Origin of the sequence: Nocardia sp. 852002-51101_SCH5132738, from assembly GCF_001665695.1 — a bacterium.
In the GTDB taxonomy this organism is placed as follows: Bacteria; Actinomycetota; Actinomycetes; order Mycobacteriales; family Mycobacteriaceae; genus Nocardia; species Nocardia nova.
Genome location: NZ_LZML01000091.1, coordinates 1 through 516, shown reverse-complemented (window position 1 = coordinate 516; position 516 = coordinate 1). Strand labels below are relative to the sequence as shown.

Sequence of the window (516 nt, the reverse complement as noted above, 5' to 3'; positions counted from 1 at the left end):
GAGGGCCGGTGGGCCACCACCATGCGGTTCTACGCCGGACCAGCGCTGCTGGTGATCGACGAACTGGGCTATCTGCCATTACCGGCAGAGGCGGCTTCAGCATTGTTTCAAGTTGTGTCGCAACGATATTTGAAGACCTCGATCGCGATCACCACCAACCGCGGCGTCGGATCCTGGGGCGAGATCCTCGGCGATAACACTGTCGCCGCAGCATTATTGGACAGACTCCTGCACCGGTCGATGGTGATCAACCTCGACGGCGACTCCTACCGCCTGCGAGACCACCATGCCCGATCAGAAAACCACCGCACGGCCTCCGGAACCATCCGCCGGCCGCTACAGTAGAACCGCCTCACGGGTGGGGAATTTCGATGAGCACCACTGGGGAAGTTTCTTGAGCCTCGTCAGCTGACTGCGCTCACCGAATCTCCCCAGCCGGGCTCATCGAAATGCCCCACCCGTGAGCGGTCCTGATTATAGGGGTTCGCGGTTTCCGGTCGTGGCCCGGCGGAGGTT

General features: G+C 61.6%; 1 protein-coding gene. It reads left to right on the top strand.

The window, feature by feature from the left end; all coding sequences use genetic code 11:
- Positions 1-345 (top strand): ATP-binding protein (locus tag A5789_RS38525; RefSeq protein WP_197516601.1); only part of this gene is annotated, 345 nt, incomplete at its 5' end.
- Positions 346-516 lie beyond the last annotated feature (171 nt).